This window comes from Mumia sp. zg.B17, from assembly GCF_019550915.1.
Taxonomy (GTDB): domain Bacteria; phylum Actinomycetota; class Actinomycetes; order Propionibacteriales; family Nocardioidaceae; genus Mumia.
In genome coordinates, this window is sequence record NZ_JAHWCI010000006.1 from 166,569 (window position 1) to 185,338 (window position 18,770).

General features: G+C 72.3%; 13 protein-coding genes. 5 read left to right on the forward strand and 8 right to left on the reverse strand.

Going from position 1 to position 18,770, the window contains the following annotated elements; genetic code table 11:
* Positions 1 to 339: 339 nt before the first annotated feature.
* A complete protein-coding gene (locus KV097_RS09300; protein ID WP_220365723.1) occupies positions 340 to 960 on the forward strand; it encodes a hypothetical protein in 621 nt (206 codons plus the stop codon).
* A gap of 1 nt (position 961) precedes the next feature.
* Here KV097_RS09300 and KV097_RS19520 read toward each other — a convergent pair whose 3' ends face one another.
* Together KV097_RS19520 and KV097_RS09310 are read right to left on the reverse strand one after the other, a co-directional pair.
* Complete coding sequence (locus KV097_RS19520; protein WP_220365724.1) at positions 962 to 3,784, reverse strand: helix-turn-helix transcriptional regulator; 2,823 nt, start codon at positions 3,782 to 3,784, stop codon at positions 962 to 964.
* A 52-nt stretch (positions 3,785 to 3,836) separates the two neighbouring features.
* The gene (locus KV097_RS09310; protein ID WP_220365725.1) at positions 3,837 to 4,733 is read right to left on the reverse strand and encodes a sulfurtransferase; all 897 of its coding nucleotides are present in this window, start codon (positions 4,731 to 4,733) and stop codon (positions 3,837 to 3,839) included.
* A gap of 24 nt (positions 4,734 to 4,757) precedes the next feature.
* On the opposite strand from KV097_RS09310, the gene KV097_RS09315 reads away from it, so the two are divergent.
* Positions 4,758 to 5,414: a thymidine kinase gene (locus KV097_RS09315; protein ID WP_301022708.1), complete on the forward strand. Its 657-nt coding sequence runs from the start codon at positions 4,758 to 4,760 to the stop codon at positions 5,412 to 5,414.
* 3 nt (positions 5,415 to 5,417) lie between these two features.
* Here KV097_RS09315 and KV097_RS09320 read toward each other — a convergent pair whose 3' ends face one another.
* The 5 genes from KV097_RS09320 to KV097_RS09340 form a co-directional block, all read right to left on the reverse strand.
* A complete protein-coding gene (locus KV097_RS09320; protein ID WP_220365727.1) occupies positions 5,418 to 6,818 on the reverse strand; it encodes an adenylate/guanylate cyclase domain-containing protein in 1,401 nt (466 codons plus the stop codon).
* Positions 6,811 to 8,541: an FAD-dependent oxidoreductase gene (locus KV097_RS09325; RefSeq protein ID WP_220365728.1), complete on the reverse strand. Its 1,731-nt coding sequence runs from the start codon at positions 8,539 to 8,541 to the stop codon at positions 6,811 to 6,813. The genes KV097_RS09320 and KV097_RS09325 overlap by 8 nt, the downstream gene beginning before the upstream one ends.
* A gap of 54 nt (positions 8,542 to 8,595) precedes the next feature.
* Positions 8,596 to 9,723, reverse strand: a complete 1,128-nt coding sequence (locus KV097_RS09330) for an alkaline phosphatase family protein (protein ID WP_301022680.1) — start codon at positions 9,721 to 9,723, stop codon at positions 8,596 to 8,598.
* Entirely contained in the window at positions 9,720 to 10,355 is a 636-nt protein-coding gene (locus KV097_RS09335; protein WP_220344468.1) for a DUF5998 family protein, read from the reverse strand. The genes KV097_RS09330 and KV097_RS09335 overlap by 4 nt, the downstream gene beginning before the upstream one ends.
* A gap of 65 nt (positions 10,356 to 10,420) precedes the next feature.
* Positions 10,421 to 13,132 carry a bifunctional GNAT family N-acetyltransferase/acetate--CoA ligase family protein gene (locus tag KV097_RS09340; RefSeq protein ID WP_220344467.1) on the reverse strand — a complete coding sequence of 904 codons (2,712 nt, stop codon included), beginning with the start codon at positions 13,130 to 13,132 and terminating at the stop codon, positions 10,421 to 10,423.
* A gap of 118 nt (positions 13,133 to 13,250) precedes the next feature.
* Here KV097_RS09340 and KV097_RS09345 point away from each other — a divergent pair, with 118 nt between their 5' ends.
* Complete coding sequence (locus KV097_RS09345) at positions 13,251 to 15,710, forward strand: DNA topoisomerase (ATP-hydrolyzing) subunit A (RefSeq protein ID WP_220365729.1); 2,460 nt, start codon at positions 13,251 to 13,253, stop codon at positions 15,708 to 15,710.
* A 2-nt stretch (positions 15,711 to 15,712) separates the two neighbouring features.
* Here the strand turns inward: KV097_RS09345 and KV097_RS09350 are convergent, their stop codons facing one another.
* Complete coding sequence (locus tag KV097_RS09350) at positions 15,713 to 16,141, reverse strand: VOC family protein (RefSeq protein ID WP_220365730.1); 429 nt, start codon at positions 16,139 to 16,141, stop codon at positions 15,713 to 15,715.
* A gap of 50 nt (positions 16,142 to 16,191) precedes the next feature.
* Here KV097_RS09350 and KV097_RS09355 point away from each other — a divergent pair, with 50 nt between their 5' ends.
* The gene (locus tag KV097_RS09355; RefSeq protein WP_220365731.1) at positions 16,192 to 16,887 is read left to right on the forward strand and encodes an LppX_LprAFG lipoprotein; all 696 of its coding nucleotides are present in this window, start codon (positions 16,192 to 16,194) and stop codon (positions 16,885 to 16,887) included.
* A complete protein-coding gene (locus tag KV097_RS09360; protein ID WP_308289385.1) occupies positions 16,884 to 18,743 on the forward strand; it encodes an MFS transporter in 1,860 nt (619 codons plus the stop codon). The genes KV097_RS09355 and KV097_RS09360 overlap by 4 nt, the downstream gene beginning before the upstream one ends.
* The last annotated feature ends 27 nt before the right edge of the window (positions 18,744 to 18,770 follow it).

Below are 18,770 nucleotides of genomic sequence, written 5' to 3' on the forward strand. Positions count from 1 at the left end.
GCTACAGTCCGGCCGTGGACCTCGACCTCGAGACGCGACAGGCCCTGCAGCGTTTGGCGTGGACTCTCCTGACACCGCTTGCCGCGAGCGTGTCCGCGGTGGCGTGTGGGGGCAGCGCACCCCACGAAGGTCAGCCATGACGGCTGAGGAGGAGGTCCGCAGCGCGTTCGCTGCGCGCATCATCGGCATCGCCCTGGCCTGCGTCCTCGTGGCCGGTGCCACCGTCTACTGGGCCGTCGACCCATTCCGCGCCCAAAGCGGCCTGCGCGACCTGCGCCACGCGCGCGACCTCGTGTCCACGCAGGAACCCCAGAGAGCCGTCGTCGCGACAGCGAAGACGTGCCCGCGAAGGAGTACGAGGATCTCGGCTGGGGCATTGCCGTCGTACGACTGCCCGACGGCTCGTATGCCGACCTCTGGACGATGGACGTCGGCTTCGCCGTCTTCTTCGGCGCGCCGGAGGAAGGCGAGCGCCTGACCGTCCTGGTCGACCCCAAAGACCCGACGTGGGCCGCGAGCGTCGCGGACGCGGACGCTTCGACGCTCTCGCAGGCGCGCTACCTGTTCGTCAGCTTCTTCCTGCGGCTCGGGCTCGTCCTCCTGGTCGCGCGCGTGCTCCTCACCTGGGGGGCACGGATCCCGTTCCGTGCGTACCGCGCGCTGCGACGCCCTCGCGACCACGTCCGTGCAGAAGTGGTCGCGGTCATGTCGAGGGCCCGGCGAGACGAGGAGCACGTCACCCTGCGCATCCGCGTGGGCGATGACGACTACAGCTGGGACGCGACTCTCCCGCCAGGATGCGTCCCCTACGTCGGCGGCTTCCTCGAGCTGCGCGGCGACGTGCGCGACGGCGGCTGGGTGATGGCGGGCGACCCGGACCACGGCTTCGCGTACCCGCGGACCACGCTCCGCAAGTGGGACGCAGCGCCGTCAACCCGCTCGTGGCACCCCGCAGTCTGACTCACTCCCCCGGCGCGCCCGAGCGCGCCCTCACCGCGGCCTCCGTACGACTCGCCACCCCGAGCTTGCGCAAGATCGCCGACACGTGCACCGACGCCGTCTTGCGGCTGATGAAGAGCCGCTCGCCGATCTCGCCGTTCGACAGCCCTTCGGCCACCAGCGCCAGCACCTGCCGCTCGCGCTCCGTGAGCTCGTCGGGGTCCCCGCGCCTACCGACCGCATCCAGCCCTCCGCTCTCGAGCACGGCCTCCGCCCGCTGCACCACGAGCCCGGCGCCGATCGCGCTCCCTGCCGCGACGGCCTCCGTCAGACGCTCCCGCGCGCCCGCGCGGTCCCCCTCAGCCAGCAACGCCTCTCCGTCGCGCAGCAAGGCGTACGGGCGCAGGTGGGCGGGACCCGGCGCGTCGGCCACCGCCGACCACGTTCCCTCACCGAGCTCGGCGGCGACGGCACCACCCCATGCGGCGAAGGTCGGCCAGGACGCGCACTCCTCGGCGATCGCGCGGTACGGCGCGACGTCGGGCGCCGCGCCCACGTCCTCGCGGCGGAGCACGGCGATCGCTCGCGCCGCGACCGCGACGACCGGAAGCTCGTCGCCCGGGCTCCGGTCCTGACCTTGACGCAGCAGGATGTCGGAGGCGAGCCGCAAGGCCTCGTCCGGGTCACCGCGCAGCAGCGCCATCTCCCCCAGCGTCGCGGCGACCCGCGTCCGGACCTGCTGCTCGAGCCTCCCGAACCGCTCCCACCCGGCGAGCTTGGCCCGCGCGATCGCCTCGGACGCGTCCAGCTCGCCCCGCCACATCTGGAGCCACGCCCAGCGCTCGCGCAGATACATCGCGAACATGCTGTCCGACACGAGCGGGATCGCCCGCTCGTACCAGGCTGCGGCCTCGTCCCACCGACCCAGACCGATCATCGCCTCGGCGGCGTTGCCCTCGAGCATCGCATCGGTGCTCCACCCGGACCCGAGCGCGCGCGAGCGCCGTGCCCCCTCCGAGGCGAGACCGAGCGCGATCTCGAACTCGCCTCGCAGGAGGTGGCAGTGGGAGGCATTGACGTAGTAGCGCGACAACGCTCTCCAGTCGTCGACGGCGAGGTCACGAGCGCGTTCGAGGTCGTCCAGACCGCCCACGTCCCCGAGCGACACACGGGAGACGCCGCGCATGTTGAGCGCCAGCGACGCGCTGGACGTCGCCCCCGCTGCCGTCGCCGTCTCGAAGCACTCGGTCGCGCTCGCGATCGCCTCGCGGGAGCGGCCGTCGAGCATCCCGTCTCGCGTCTTCGTGACGAGGAGCAGCGCGCGCACCTCGTCGTTCTCGCCCGGACCCACGAGGGCGAGCGCCCGCTCGAGGAACGCGCGCCCCTCGGTGCTGCCGGCCTGCGCGGCGATCACCGCCGCGTTGTCCAGCGCCCGGGCCAGGCCGTCCGTGTCGTCGGGGGGCCATTCGGCGAGGGCCTGCTGGCACAGCGCGAGCGCACGGTCGAGCCGGGTCGTCGACCGCACGGAATCGGCGACGCCGATCACGAGCTGGTGATGGGAGACGCCGGCGGCCTCCTCGGCGTCCGGGACCATCTCCCAGAGGTCGAGCGCGCGCTCGCCCAGGGTCGCGGCGGTCGTCCAGGAGCCCGCACGGTCTGCTGCCTCCTGGCCCCGGACGGCGGCCGCCAGCGCACGGTCGGGCACCCGCGCCCGCCACCAGTGCTCCGCGATCTCGGACAGGCGCGCGACGGTCGTCGGATACGACTCGAGAGCGTTCGCGTACGCCGAGTGCAGGCGGCGACGCTCACCGGGAAGGAGCTCGGAGAGCACCGCCTCCTGGACCAGCGCGTGCCGGAAGGCGTAGCCGTCCTCGTCGCCCTCGAGCACCGCGGCTGCCACGGCCTCGCGGGCGGCGCCCTCGGCCGCGACCACGGCATCAGGCCCGAGGGCGTCGGAGAGAAGGTCGTAGGAGGCGCGCGGGCCGGCCGCGGCCACCTGCCGGCAGAACTCCTGCGCAGCCGGTGACAGCCGCGAGTAGCGCAGGAGCAGCAGGTCGCGCAGCGAGTCGGGGAGGTCGGTGCCGAGGAAGCCGACGAGCTCCTCGACATAGAAGGGGACGCCCTCGCTGCGGTCGATGAGGTCGGCAAGGCCGGGCCCGACGTCGTCGTCTCCGAGCAGCGCCGCGGCGAGCTGGGCGATCTCGCCCTCGTCGAGGCGCGGGACGGCGAGCCGGGTGACGAGTCGTGCGCGCTCGAGCTCGGCCAGCATCGACCGCAAAGGGTGCCCCCGGCCCACGTCGTCGCTGCGGTAGCTCGCCACGAGCAGCAAGGCACTCCCCTGCGGCAGCCGTGCGAGACGGTCGACCGTCGCCCGGGTGGCGTCGTCGGCCCAGTGGAGGTCCTCGACGACCACGACGAGCGGCTGGCGCTGCGCCACCGAGGCCAGCAGCCCCGCCACGACCTCCGGCAGCCGCCCAGGGCTCGCCTGCACGCGCACGTCGATCAGCCGCGGCGCCACCAGCCCGAGCGCGTCGGCGCTCGGCCCGGCCTCGTCGAGCGTCCGGTCGGCGCCGAGCGCACCGACGACGTCGCGGACCAGGCCCTCCAGCGCCGCGTACGGCAGCGGTCCGGAGCCTGAGTCGGCACACGCACCGGACACGACGAGCGTGTCGCCGCTCTCGCGCAGCTCGGAGACGAACTCACGGAGCAGCCGGCTCTTGCCGATGCCGGCCTCCCCGGCGACGAGGACCGAGCGGACGGCACCCCGGCGCGCCTCCGCGTACGCCTCACGCAGAACGGCGAGCTCTGGGGCGCGGCCGACCAACGGTGCACGGACGTGAGCCATGGCCTCATCGTGCCGTACGCCGCGGTCAGACCGGCCTACGCCGCTCGCCTCCCTATGTGGCTTCGGAGTCCCCCGTCGCGACCGGCCGGGACGGGTCGCTCACCCACTCGCTCCAGGAGCCGGGATAGAGCGCCGCGTCGACGCCCACGCGCCGCAGCGCGAGCACCTCGTGCGCCGCGGTGACGCCCGATCCGCAATAGACGGCGACCTCGTGCCCCGGCACGGCACCGAGGTCCACGAACCGGTCCGCGAGCACCTCTGCCGGGCGCCAGCGTCCCGCGGCGTCGACGTTGTCGAAGGTCGGCGCGCTCACCGCTCCCGGGATGTGGCCCGCGACCGGATCGACCGGCTCGACCTCTCCGAGGTAGCGAGGCGTCACACGGGCGTCGAGGAGCACGCCGTCCCGCCCGACCCGCGCAGCACCGTCGGCATCTACGACGGGCAGGTGCCCAGGATCTGCCGCGAAGTCCCCCGGCTCGGGTGCCGGGGTCTCCGTGGAGACCGGCATCCCCGCCGCCTCCCACGCCGCGAGCCCGCCGTCGAGCAGCCGTACGTCGCGGTGGCCGTGATAGGTGAGCAGCCACCACGCCCGGGCGGCGGAGGTGCCGTCGTCCGCGTCGTACACGACCACGGGAGCGCCCGCCCGTACCCCGTGCGCCCGCATCGCTGCCGCGAACCGGTCGGCGTCCGGCAGCGGGTGACGCCCGCGGCGGCCGTCGCCCGGCGGGTCCGCGAGCTCGGTGTCCATGTCCACGTACGAGGCTCCGGGCACGTGACCGGCCTCATAGGCGGCCCGGCCGGCGCTGCCGCCCAGGACGTAGCGCACGTCCAGCAGGGTCACCCCTCCCCGGCGCACCATCGTGCCGAGCTCGTCCACCGTGAGCAAGGGCTCCCGGAGCGGATCGGCTCGGTCGTCGGGCGAGGGCTCGGCGGAGGAATGATCGGCCATGGCGACACGGTAGCCTCGTGCCTCGTGGCGAGCCTCCTCTTCTTCACCGGGACGATGGACAACGGCAAGTCGACCCTGGCGCTCCAGACCAATCACAACCACGCGGCCCGGGGACGCGTCGGCCGGATCTTCACCAGTCAGGACCGTGCCGGCGACGGGCGGCTCTCGAGCCGCCTCGGACTCTCGACCGACGCGATCGAGGTGGACCCCGACTTCGACTTCTGGGACTACGTCGTCCGGTCGCTGACCGGTGGTGGGCGGATCGACTACCTCATCTGTGACGAGGCGCAGTTCTACACGACCGCCCAGGTCGAGGCGCTGGCGCGGATCACCGACGAGCTGCAGATCGACGTGTTCGCCTTCGGCATCCTGACCGACTTCCGGACCCGCATGTTCGAGGGCTCGGTGCGCCTGGTGGAGCTGGCCGACCGGATCCAGCCCCTCCAGGTCGAGGCGCTCTGCTGGTGCGGCAAGCGGGCGACCCACAACGCCCGCACGGTGAACGGTGTGATGGTCACCGAGGGTGACCAGATCGTCATCGGCGACGTCGACGAGCCCGGCTTCCCCACCCCGCAGGTCGGGTACGAGGTGCTGTGCCGCCAGCACCACCGTCGTCGTATGACGACGGCGCGGGCCCGTGCGGTCACGACGCTCAACGACCCGCTGCCGTTCAACGGCTGAGGCTCACCGCTCCACGGCGAGCAGCCGGAACACCTCGACCGCCTCGCTCTTGCCCTTGAGCTCCAGGGCACCGAGGGGCTCGGTGACGACCCCGGAGAGCAGCTCGAGGGTCGCCGCGCTCACCGCGACGCCGCCCGCGGGCGCCTTCCCCTCGATCCGGGACGCGGTGTTGACCGTGTCGCCGATGACGGTGTGCGTACGTCCTCCTGCGGTGCCGAGCACGCTCACCGAGACCGGACCCGAGTTGATCCCCACCCGGAACCTGGGCCATCCGGGGTGCTCGCGGACCACGGCCTCGGTCGCCTCCTGGAGCGCCAGGCCGGCGAGGGCCGCGCGACGGGCATGGTCGGGCTGGTCTCCTCGCCGGTTGAAGGTGACCATGAGCGCGTCGCCGATGATGCGGTCGACGTCTCCCCCGTAGCGCCCGACCACCGGCGGCACCGCCACCTCGAAGAACGTGTTGAGCATCTGCGTGACCTCCTGGGGCGCGTGGGCCTCGGAGAATGTCGTGAAACCCTGGAGGTCGGCGAACAGGATGCTCATGTCCCGTCGTCCCTGGGTCGTCTCGTCGAGATAGAGAGCGGCGAACCGCTCCTCGTGCCACTGGCGCCGGGCCGTGAGGGCGACGAGCAGCACGGCCGCGAGCACCAGGAGGTGCCACTCCCACCACGACAGGTGCCAGCTCCGGGAGAAGGCCACGGCGACCGACGCCTCCGCCAGCAGCAGGAACGCCGAGGCGACGGCGAGCGGCAGCGCGTTCCGGCGACGCCTCCAGATCCTCAGATAGCGCCACGCGGCGACGCTGTGCCCGACGATCGCCGCGCCCGCGATCGCGGACAGCATGCCGTCGACCTCCTCGGGCACGGGACCGGCGTCGAACGGCCAGATCTCTGTCAGCGACAGGACCGCCCACCCGACGACGACCGCGGCGACCACCGCCCGGATCACCCCGGCCCGCTGGACGAGGCGGACGTCACGCTCGCCGCCGAGGTCGCTGCCGGACCACACCGCGAACACCGCACCCAGCGCCAGGCCCACGGGCGTCGCGAGCACGAAGCCCGCGTTGGGAGTGGTGAGGAGGACGCCCGGCGTCGCCAGCGCGTGCAGCCCCAGGAACAGTGCGGTGACCAGGAAGGCGTACGAGGCGAGCAGCACCCGGGCGTCACCGCGCTGGAGGGCTGCGGCTCCCATCGCGTACGCCAGGACGGCGCCGATCACCGCGGCCGACAGGACCAGCCAGAAGTGAGCGGGATGGTCCTCCCAGGCGATGTCGATCTCGGGTTGCCACATCAACAGGGCGAGACCGAGCAACGGCAGCGCGAGGCACACGCCCAGACCGATCGCGCCGGTCCGCCCACCCGGGGACGGGCGGCCGCTCGGCGCCGCGCGGTGGCCCTCAGGCATCGCCCTCGGCCAGACACTCGTGAACCTGCGAGACCACGACCGACCCCTCGCCCACCGCGGAGGCGACACGCTTGACCGATCCCGAGCGCAGGTCACCGACGGCGAACACGCCCGGGAGCGTCGACTCGTTCGGCCGTGGCGGCCGGTCCCGCGGCCAGGTGCCGTCGGTCACCGCGTCCATCCCGGCGAGCAGGAAGCCGCGGACGTCCCGGCGCACCTCCTCGGGCAGCCAGTCGGTCCGTGGCTGGGCACCGATCATCAGGAACAGTCCGTCGCACCGCTCCTTGTGCTCGGCGCCGCTGGAGCGGTCGCGGAGCACGACATGCTCGAGCCAGCCCTCACCACCGCCGCCGACGACCTCCGTCCCGGTCAGGACGGTGATGTTGTCCGCAGCGGCGATCGCGTCGACGAGGTACTGCGACATCCCCTCCTCGAGCGACGCGGCCCGGATCACCAGGCTCACGTGGGCGCAGTAGCGCGCGAGGTGGAGCACCGCCTGACCGGCGGAGTTGCCACCGCCGACGACGACCGCCCGCCGCCCGGTCATCGCGTGCGCCTCGGAGACGCTCGCCCCGTAGAACACCCCGGCACCGCTGAGCGTCTCCAGCTCCGGCACTCCGAGGCGGCGGTACGAGACGCCGGTCGCCAGCACCACCGCCCGCGCCGTCACCGTGCCCACGTCGGCGATGTCGAGCTCGAAGCCGCCGCCCTCGGCCAGGCGCCGCAGCGCGACGACCTCACGCATCAGGAGGACGTGCGCCCCGAAGACCCAGGCCTGCTGGTAGCCCCGCTGGGCCAGCTCGGCCCCGCTGATGCCGCGCGAGAAGCCGAGATAGTTGCGGATCAGCGAGCTCGATCCGGCCTGCCCACCGATCGCCTCGCGCTCCACGACCAGGGTTCGCAGGCCCTCGGACGACCCGTAGACGCCTGCGGCGAGTCCGGCCGGGCCCGCACCGACGACGACCATATCGAACGAGCGGTCGCCCGCCTCCTGACCCAGCGACGTCGGGACGCCCCAGGCCTCGGCGATCTCGACGTCGCTGGGATCACGAAGGACCGTGCCGCCGAGGGCCGGCATCGTCACCAGCACGTCCACGCCGGTGAGGTCGTGCCCCCGGTCGCGGACGGCCCGCTCGGCGTGGTCGGCCAGCGCTGTGCCGCGCTCCCGGAAGGCGTGTGGGATGCCGTTGCGTACCAGCAGGCTGCGGACCCCGGCGGCCCGCGCCGACTCGCGTCCGGCCACGACGACCACCTCGCGCAGGGTGGTCGCGTCGCTGCGGGACCACTCCTGGACGAACTCGGCGACGGTCCGGTGGAAGAGCTCGTCGCGTGACGTCCACGGTTTGAGCACGTAGTAGCTGACGCCACCGACCGCCACCGCCGACAAGATGGTGCGCGCGGCCTCCCTGCTCGCCCAGGCGCCCCACGGCACCAGCATCGCCCGCCGTGCGTCCGGGTGGAGCCGTCGGGCGGCGTCGAGGACCTCACGGCGGTCGTCCGGGTCCAGTGCGTGGTCGACGAGGACCACCGCGACGGCGGCCGAGCGGGCGTGCGCCCGCTCCAGGGTGCGGACGGCCTCGTCCGCGGTCAGCTCACCGCGGATGCGGAAGTCGCTCCCGAAGGCACGCGTGAGCTCGCCTTCGACGCGTTCGAGGAGAGCCGGGTCGCGGTCGACGGCGAGCAGCAGCGGACGCGCGGAGTCCCCCGCGCGGGCATGGGCCATGAGCGCACGCTATCCAGGGCGCAGTCCGCCGACGACGTCCTTTGCAGTCTCCGCTCAGACGTCGACGAGCAACGGCACGCGCATCTCGGCCGGGGTCACCGACCCGTGGAAGCCGGCCATGCGGAGCTCGATCCCGAAGTGACGCGACGAGAACACGCCGAAGTCACCGAGCGAGGCCACCACGACGTCGCCGATCCGGGGACGGACGGCGTCGTCGATCGAGCCGAACCAACCGGCGGCCTCGGCCTCGTCCCTGGTGAGGACCAGAGCCTGCTCTCCGACGCGGTCGCGCCAACGACCGGCGACCTCGTGCTCGGCACCGGACCGCGTGTAGAGGTGGCGGAACCGCGCCTCACCGGCGAAGACCGTCACGTCGGTCAGCAGCTGGGGCTCCGCCTCGACGTCGAACCGTCCGGCGCGCGGGAGGTCGAGCATCCCGTGGTCGGCGGTGACGAGCATCGCCGTCCCCGACCCGAGCTCGGCACGCAGGTCGGCGAGGTCGTGGTCGATGCCGCGCAGGCGGTCACGCCACTCCGGGGAGGTGCAACCCTTCTCGTGGCCGGTGTGGTCGAGCGTCGACTCGTACGTGTAGACCAGCGACCCCGGCGTCGCCTCGGAAGCCTCCACGACCACGTCGAGGCGCTCGTACACCGAGCCGAACGGGTGGAACGGCACCCCGCCCTGGCTGCACACGGTCAACCCGCTGCCCTCGAACTCGGCCTTGTTGACCGTCGACGTCGGGATGCCGGCGGCGTCGATGCGCTCGAACATCGTCGGGTACGGCTGCCACTGCGAGGGGTCGACCTGAGGGTCCCAGCGCAGCGAGTTCATGACGCGGTCGGTGCCGGGGATCCGGCTCGTGTAGCCGACGACGCCGTGGCGCCCGGGCGGCAGCCCGGTGCCCAGCGACGTGAGGCTCGTGGCGGTGGTCGACGGCAGACCACTGAGCAGCGGCTCACGGTCGAGGAGACCCGCGAGGTACGGGGCCGCATCAGCGTGCTCGGCGAGCAGGTCGTAGCCGAGCCCGTCGACGAGCACGACCACGTAGCGCTCGGCGGGGGGCAGCCCGAGGGTGTCGGTCCAGCTGGGGACGCCCATCGCCGCCGCGACGCTCGGGAGCACCGAGGTCAGAGCACGGGCGTCGTAGTCGACGGCAGGAAGCACCGTCCCGGCAGCCGTCACCGCGGACGGCTCGTCGCCGCCGACAGCTCACGGGTGAAGGCGAGCAGACGCTGCACGGCGGCACCGCCGTCGGCGGCCGCGCTCACGCGCAGCGAGAAGTCGTCGGCAGTCGCCGAGCCGGTGTATCCGTGGTCGGCCTCGCAGTCGGGGTCGGAGCAGGCGGCCGGCTCCAGGTCGAGACGCCGTACTGCGCCCCAGCCGATCGTCAGGACGGCCTCGGCAGGGTCGTTGGACCGGTCCGAGGTGACGGCGGTGGCCGTCGGAACGGTGCGGGTGACCACGACCGAGTCGACGGCGCGCAGCGGCACCGCCTCGGTCGTCGTCGAGGTGTAGGGCTCCGGCAGCACGTCGTCGGCCGGGTGCTCGTCGGTGTGGGCCAGGACCAGGCGTGTGGGCGTCAGGGTCAGCACCGTCATGTGGCGGCGCACCTCGTCACCGTCGAACGTGGGCTCGTGGTGGAGCACGTACGCGAGGACGGGCTCGCCCGCGAGCGCATCGGCGATCCCGGCGGCCACCACCTGCGGGTAGTAGCCGGTGGTCTCGATGTCGGCGCTCAGCGTGGCGGTGCGGTCGCCCGGCTGGTCCGAGGTCTCGGTCTCGGGCCGCTGCGGCAACGGATGTCGGTTGGCCATGTCTACCAGTCTCCCACTGTCACGGAAGTCACGTCGGCCCCTCCCCGGAACCTGGCGCCGCCACCTCATGCACCGGCCAACGTGTCTCCGAGGCCAGCCGGCGTGCTGAGGCGCCGCACGTACCAGTCGCGCCGGGTGTCGGTCGGCTGCGCGACCCGTGCGCGCGCCTTGAGGACGTGGTGTCCCGCGGGGCTCGCGACCACCGGCTCGAGGCTCAGCTCCGACACCTCGGGAAGGTCGTCCTTGAGCGCGGCGACCCGCTGCAGGAGGTCCTCGATGGACTTGAGGTCGGCACGAGGTCCGCCGCGGTAGCCGAACAGGAGCGGCGCCGACTTCAGCTCGCGGATCATGCTGGCGACGTCGACGTCGGTGACCGGCGGGATCCGGTACGAGCGGTCCTCGAGCAGGTCTGCGGCCGCGCCCGAGAGCGCGAACGACAGCACCGGCCCGAAGAGCGGGTCCTCGACCGTACGGATCGACATCGGGACGCCGGGAGGTGCCATCTTCTGGACGACGAACATCGCGCGCTCCGGCGGGCCGATGTCGGCGGTCATCACCGCCCACGCCTCACGCATGTCGTCGGCGTCAGCGATGTTGCGCCAGACGTGGGTGAGATCAGGGCGTGCCCGGACCGTGTCGGCGGTCGCCTTGAGCACGACGTTCCATTCGAACTGCTCCCCTGCCGCGATCGCGGCCTCGAGCGTCGGAGCCGGCTCCCAGTCCCACAGGTCGATGCCGTACATGGCGAGCAGCTGGTGCACCTCGTCGTCGGTGAGCCATCCGCCATCGGGGTTGCGAGCGAGCCCGGCGCGGACGAGGTCGCTGGCGGCCGTACGGTCGACGTCGTCGTAGTGGGCGATCACGCCCTGCTCGCTGCCTGCCCACTGCGCATAGCTGACGACGCGCGCCAGTGCGCGTACGGCGGACTCAGGCGCGGAGTACGACGGGACCGAGCCGCGCCCCGCCGCTCCCTCGACGTCGGGGACGCGCAGCAGCTCGGGCACCCCCTCGGTGCCGAGGAACGTCGAGACGATCGGCTTGTCGGACTGCTCCCCCACGGCAGCGAGCACATTGGCGACCTCCTCGCCGGAGGTGTTGACCGGCGGGATGTAGACGGCGACGATCGCGTCCACCTCGGGGTTGTCGATCGCAGCGTCGAGGGCGGCCTCGAAGTCGTCGGCACCGGCGCTCGCGCCGAGCGCGATGGGTTCGGCGACGGTGAGTCCGGACGCGGCGGCCGCGTCGGCGACCAGCAGCGCCAGCGCGTCGCTGTTGCCGACCACCGCGACCCGCGGACCGCGCGGCAGCGGCTGGTGGGCGAGCAGCTGGGCGACGTCGAACATCTCGCCGAGCGTGTCGACCTGGATGACGCCCGCCTGACGGAACATCGCATCGACCGCCGACTGCGGGGCCGTCGTCTTGCGCACGGCATGCCCCACCGGGACGCCCTGCGTCGAGCGACCCGACTTCACGGCCACGATCGGCTTCTTGCGGCCGACGCGCCGGGCGATGCGGGAGAACTTGCGCGGGTTGCCGATCGACTCGAGGTAGAGCAGCACGACCTCGGTCGCGTCGTCCTCCTCCCAGTACTGGAGGAGGTCGTTGCCGGAGACGTCGGCGCGGTTGCCCGCGGAGACGAAGGTGGACAGCCCGAGGCCCCGGCGGTCGACGTTCTCGAGGATCGCGAGACCCAGCGCGCCGGACTGGCAGAAGAACCCGACGCGCCCGCGCGGCGGGATGATCGGCGACAACGACGCGTTGAGGCGTACACGTGAGGAGGTGTTGATGACGCCCAGGCAGTTCGGCCCGACCAGACGCAACCCGTACGACCTGGCGAGCCCGACCAGACGACGCTGACGCCGGCGTCCCTCCTCGCCGATCTCGGCGAATCCCGAGGAGATCACGACCAGGCCGTGGACGCCCTTGGCGGCGCAGTCGAGCACGACCTCGGGGACCGACTCGGCGGGGACGGCGATGACGGCGAGGTCGACCTCGCCCGGGATGTCCTGGACCTTCTTGTAGGCCGGGAGACCGGAGACCGCCTCCGCCTGCGGGTTCACCGCATAGACGGCGCCGGCGAAGTCGCCCAGCACGAGGTTGCGGATCATGCCCTGGCCGATGGTGTCCTGACGCCGGCTGGCACCGATGACGGCGACGCTGCGGGCGTTGAAGAAGCGCTCGATCGAGGCGGCCTCGGCCCGGTGCTCGCGAGACTGCATGACCCCGATCGCGGTCTCGGTCGGGTCGATCGAGAAGACCAGACGCATCACGCCGTCCTCGACGCTGCGCTCGACCTGGTAGCCCTGGTCGCGGAAGACCTGGATCATGCGGACGTTCGCCGGGAGCACGTCGGCCACGAACCGGTGGATGCCCATCTCGCGGCCGGCCTGCGCCAGGTGCTCGAGCAGCAGCTGTCCGAGCCCGCGTCCCTGGTGGTCGTCCTCGACGAGGAACGCGACCTCGGCCTCCCCTTCGCCGACCGCGTCATAGCGCCCGACGGCGATGATGCTGTCGCCGATCGTCACGACGAACGCGACCCGGGTCAGGTAGTCGACCACGGTGAACCGCTTGACGTCTCGGTCGGAGAGGGTCGGGTACGGCGCGAAGAACCGGTAGTACTTCGACTGCTCCGAGACGCGGGAGTAGAAGCGTACGAGCTCGTCGGCGTCCTCGGGGATGATCGGTCGGAGGTGGGCGGTGCCGCCGTCACGGAGCACCACGTCCGCCTCCCAGTGCTCGGGGTAGCGGTCGTCAGGTGCGTCGGATTGCTCGGCCACACCCAGAATCTACCGTCTGCTGCCCGGGTCACGGCGTCGCGACCCAGGGTCGTCGAGACGATGGCCTAGGGTTCTCTGGAGCGCTGACCGAGGCAGCGACCGACGAGAGAGGACGTGCATGGCCCGTCGTACGCCGAGCGCCCCGCCACCGGCCGACTACGAGGAGCACATCCTCGACGTCGACGTGCGCGAGGAGATGCGGTCGAGCTTTCTGGAGTACGCCTACTCGGTCATCTACTCCCGTGCGCTGCCCGATGCCCGCGACGGCCTGAAGCCGGTCCAGCGTCGGATCCTCTACACGATGGACGACATGAACCTGCGGCCCGACCGCGGGACGGTCAAGAGCGCGCGCGTGGTCGGCGAGGTCATGGGTCGCCTCCATCCGCACGGAGACGGGTCGATCTACGACGCGCTCGTCCGGATGGTCCAGCCGTGGTCCCTGCGGCTCCCGCTGGTGCACGGCCAGGGCAACTTCGGCTCTCCCGACGACGGTCCCGCCGCGATGCGCTACACCGAGTGCCGGATGGCGCCGCCGGCGACCGCGATGACCGAGAGCATCGACGAGGACACCGTCGACTTCCGGCCCAACTACGACTCCCGCGAGGAGGAGCCGTCGGTCCTGCCCGCCGCGCTCCCCAACCTCCTCGTCAACGGAGCGTCCGGCATCGCCGTGGGCATGGCGACCAACATGGCGCCGCACAACCTCGTCGAGGTCGTCCAGGCCCTGCGCCACCTGATCAAGAAGCCGGACGCGTCCCTGGACGACCTGATGCGCTTCGTTCCCGGCCCTGACCTCCCGACCGGGGGCAAGATCGTCGGTCTCGAGGGCATCCGAGAGGCCTACGCGACCGGCCGAGGCAAGTTCATGATGCGTGCGTCGGCCCAGATCGAGAGCATCACGCCCCGCCGCAAGGGCATCGTGATCAAGCAGCTCCCCTACAACGTGGGGCCCGAGAAGGTCATCGAGCGGATCAAGACCCTGGTCCAGTCCAAGAAGCTCCAGGGCATCTCCGACCTCAAGAACCTCTCCGAGGCCGACATCAACCTGGTGATCGAGGTCAAGAACGGCTTCAACCCCGACGCGGTGCTCGCCCAGCTCTACAAGATGACGCCGCTGGAGGACTCCTTCGGGATCAACAACGTCGCCCTCGTCGACGGGCAGCCGCGCACTCTCGGGCTCAAGGAGCTCCTGGAGGTGTTCCTCGCCCACCGCCTCGACGTGGTGCGACGCCGCAGCGAGTTCCGCCGCCGCAAGGCCGCCGACCGCCTGCACCTCGTCGAGGGGCTGCTGATCGCGATCCTCGACATCGACGAGGTCATCCAGCTGGTCCGGAGCAGCGACACCCGCAGCGAGGCGCACGAGCGGCTCAAGTCCGTCTTCGACCTCTCCGACGTCCAGGCCTCCTACATCCTCGACCTCCAGCTGGGCCGGCTGACCCGGACGTCACGGATCGAGCTCGAGCGGGAAGCCGACGAGCTCCGCGCGACGATCGAGCAGCTCGACGCGATCCTGGCCGACGAGACGATGCTCAGGGGCCTGGTGTCGGACGAGCTGGGGGAGGTCGCCAAGAAGTACGGCACCCCTCGGCGTACGGTCCTGCTGGAGAGCGCCGGTCAGGCCGTCACGGCCGCCGTCCCGCTCGAGGTCACCGACGACCCCTGCTACGTCCTGCTCTCCGCCACCGGTCTGCTCGCACGCACCACCGACGACACGGTCCCGGAGATCGAGTCCGGGCGCCACCTCCATGACGTCGTCGCCTCGGCCGTCCGTACGACCGCCCGCGGCGAGGTCGGGCTCCTCACCTCGGCGGGCCGCGTCATCAAGCTGTCGGTCATCGACCTCCCCGGTCTTCCCCCCACCGCGGCCGCGCCCAACCTCCAGGGCGGCGTGCCGCTGACGGAGATGACCACGACGGGTCTGGGCCCGGACGAGCGGGTTCTGGCCCTCACGACGTTCGACCCGGAGTCGCCAGGGCTGGCACTCGGCACCCGCAAGGGGATCGTCAAGCGGGTCAAGCCCGACTACCTCGCCAGCAAGGACTCGTGGGACGTCGTGTCGCTCGACGACGGCGACGAGGTCGTCGGTGTCCGCGAGCTCCGGACGGGTGGCGAGGAGCTCTGCTTCATCACCACCGACGCCCAGCTCCTGCGCTTCCCCGCGTCCGTGGTGCGACCTCAGGGGCGTACGGGTGGCGGGGTCGCGGGCATCAAGCTCGCCGCGGGGGCGTCGGTGCTGTTCTTCGGAGCCTTCGAGCCGGTCGAGGACGCCCAGGTCGTCACGATCGCGAGCGCCGCAGGGACGATCCCGGGCACCGAGGCCGGGTCGGTGAAGGTGACGCCGTTCGACGCCTACCCCGGCAAGGGGCGCGCGACCGGTGGCGTCCGCTGCCACCGTCTCCTCAAGGGCGAGGCGGCCCTGGTCCTCGCGTGGGCCGGCCGTGGTCCGGCGATGGCCTCCGGCTCGGGCGGCGCGGCAGCCACCCTCCCGGCCGTCGACCCGCGCCGTGACGGGTCCGGCACGCCCGGTGCCCAACCCGTGCTGGCCGTGGGCAGCCCGGTCGCCACCCAGATCGGCTGACGTCAGCCCTCGGCGCCCTTGTGGTGGGCCTCCTGGACGTGCCAGGAGTTGCCGTCCGGGTCGTTGAGGTAGACGTAGGACATGAAGTCACGGTGCTCGGGGTCGACGCCGGGCGCCATGCCCCCGGTCGCGACGTCGAAGTGCTGGATGCCGGAGCTCACGACGCCTCGTCCCTCGAGCTCCGCGTAGGCGGCCTCGATGTCCTCCACGACGAGGTGAAGGCCCTTGGTCGCGCCGGGCTCGGCCCCGTTGAGGCCGACCCCGAACGTGACCGAGCACCCCGAGCCGACAGGCGTGACCTGGACGACCCGGAAGTCGTCGCTCGCCTGATGGTCGACGTCCAGGTGGAAGCCCAGACTCTGGGTGTAGAACTCCTTGGCCCGGTCGACGTCGGTGACTCCCAGGATGATGTTCTCGAGCTTCCAGTCCATCGGCTCGTCCTTCCGGTAGGTCGGTCACGACAGCCGCCTATGCTGACGCCATGCCGAAGTCTGCCAGCCTCGCCCTCCTCCTCTCCACGGTATTCCTGGCAGTAGCGGGGTGCTCCGGGGACGACGGCACGGACGAGCCCGCACGCGATCCCGGCGAGCGGCTCGCTGCCGCTCGTGCCGTGCTCGACGACGCCGAGAGCATCAAGCTCGATCTCGCGACCAAGAGCCTTCCGTCGGGCGTCACCGGGCTCCTCGAGGCCAAGGGGACGGGCACCCACGCTCCCGCTTTCGAGGGTGACGTCAAGGTCTCGCTCAAGGGCGTGCCGGTCAACGCCGAGGTGATCTCGGTCGACGGCACCGTGCACGCCAAGACCGGCTTCGCTCCCGACTTCCTGCCGATCGATCCGGCGTCGATCGGCGCGCCCGACCCGGCGACGCTGATGCGGACCGACGGCGGCGTCTCCTCGCTCCTGACCGAGACCGACGACGTCTCGACCGAGGGCGAGAGCCGCGACGGTCGAGACGTGCTGACGACCATCAGCGGCACGATCGACGGCGCCGTGGTCCGAGGGCTGATCCCGACGGCCCAGGCCGGAGCGACGTTCGACGCGACCTATCGCCTGACCGACGACGACGTCCTCCGCGACATCACCCTGGAGGGTCCGTTCTACAAGGACGTCGAGCCGGTCACCTACACGGTCGCCGTCACCGCCTCCGACGACGCGGTCGAGATCACCGCACCGTGAGCGAGCCGTCCGCGGCCGCGGCACCGGTCGCGAACCCGGCGGCGCGCCTCCTGCTCGCACTCGCCGCGGTCGCGGTCGCGTTCGCCGCCGCCGACACGTACGTCGTCGTGATGGCGTTGCCGGACATGATGACGGCCGGTGGGCTGGGGCTCGACGAGCTGCAGCGGGCAGCGCCGATCGTGTCGGGCTTCCTGCTGGGCTACGTCGCGGTCCTCCCCCTCGTCGGCCGGATCGCGGACATCCGTGGACGACGCCCCGTCCTCGTCGGCTCGCTGGTGCTCTTCGCCGTGGGGTCCGTCGTGACCGCTGCCGCCGACGGGCTCACGGTGATGGTCGTCGGTCGGTTCCTCCAGGGCGTCGGGGGTGGCGGGCTCGTTCCGGCGACGCTGGCACTCGTCGCGGACCTGTGGCCCCCGCGCCGGCGTGGTGTCCCGCTCGGCATCGTCGGCGCGGTGCAGGAGCTCGGGAGCGTCCTCGGCCCGCTGTACGGCGCCGCGGTGCTCGCGGTCGGCGACTGGCGCGCGATCTTCTGGTTGAACTGTGCCGTCGCCCTCGTGCTGGCTGCGGCGATCGCGGCCTCCGGCCGGATGCTCGCCCTGTCTCACGAGCGAGGGTCTGACGAGCGAGGGTCTGACGAGCGAGGGGCGGGCGCCGGCTCGCCGGGCGAGCGAGGGGCGGGCGCCGGGTCGCCGGGCCGCGACGTCCTCGGCGCCGCCCTCGCCGTCCTCGCCGTCATGGGCCTCGCGCTCGCGATCGGCCAGCCCGACCGCGTGCGCAACGACGTCGAGCTCGGGACCCTGCTCCTCCCCCTCGTGGCGGAGTCACGCTGGACGACCCCGGTCGCGCTGGCGACGTACGCACTCGCCGCCGCCTTCGTCGCCCGTCAGCTGACGGCCCGGCGGCCGCTGATCGCGGTACGCACCTGGCCGGCGACGGTCCGCGCCGTCGACCTCGTCGGCGCCGCGCTGCTCGGCCTCGCGCTGGGCTGCGTGATCGTCACGTTCGCCTCGGCCGACCCCGAGCAGAGCGTCGTGTCCCCCAACGCTCCCCTGCTGCTCGGCGCGGCCGCTGTCGCCACCGCGGCCTTCGTCGTTCGGCAGCGCACGGCTGCCGCACCCCTCATCCCCCGCCGTACGCTGCGCCAGCGCCCGGCGTGGGGCGCGCTGGTCGTGTCGCTGTTCGTAGGAGCGGCCTTGATCGCCGCCCTCGTGGACGTCCCGTTCTTTGCGCGGCTGACCGAGCACCGCGGCTCCCAGCTGGCCGCCGCCCTCGTGCTCGTCGAGTTCCTGGTGGCGATCCCCGTGGGTGCTGTCGTGGGCGGTTACGCCACCCGCCGGGTCCGGCCGGCGTGGATCGCCGGCGCGGGGATGGCGCTCGCCTGCGGGTGCTTCGTCGCGATGGCCGGCTGGGACGGTGACGCGCTCGCCCACGTGTCGTCGGCAGTCGTCCTGGCGCTCGCCGGCCTCGGCTTCGGTCTCGCCGTGGCCCCGGTCAACGCCGCGCTGCTCGACGCGACCCCGGACGAGACGCACGGCGTTGCCTCGGCGCTCGTCGTCGTGGCCCGGATGGTCGGCATGCTGGTCGGGATCTCGGTCCTGACGTCCTGGGGGCTGCGAGCCTACTACGACGCGGTGGACCGGATCCCTCCCCTGTCCGAGGTCTGTCCGGGGTCCGCCACCGCGTGCAAGGCCTACAACGCCGAGCTCGTGGACGCCGGCATCGTCCAGCTCAGCACGGTCTTCGCCGGCGCCGCGGTGTGCGCGGGTCTCGCGGCGGTCGCGGCCGTCCTGCTGCTCGACGTGCCTCGACGCCGTACGAAGGACGCCGCAACCAGGGAGCGGCCGTCGGGGTCGTGATCCTCATCACGAGGGCTGCTCCTGATC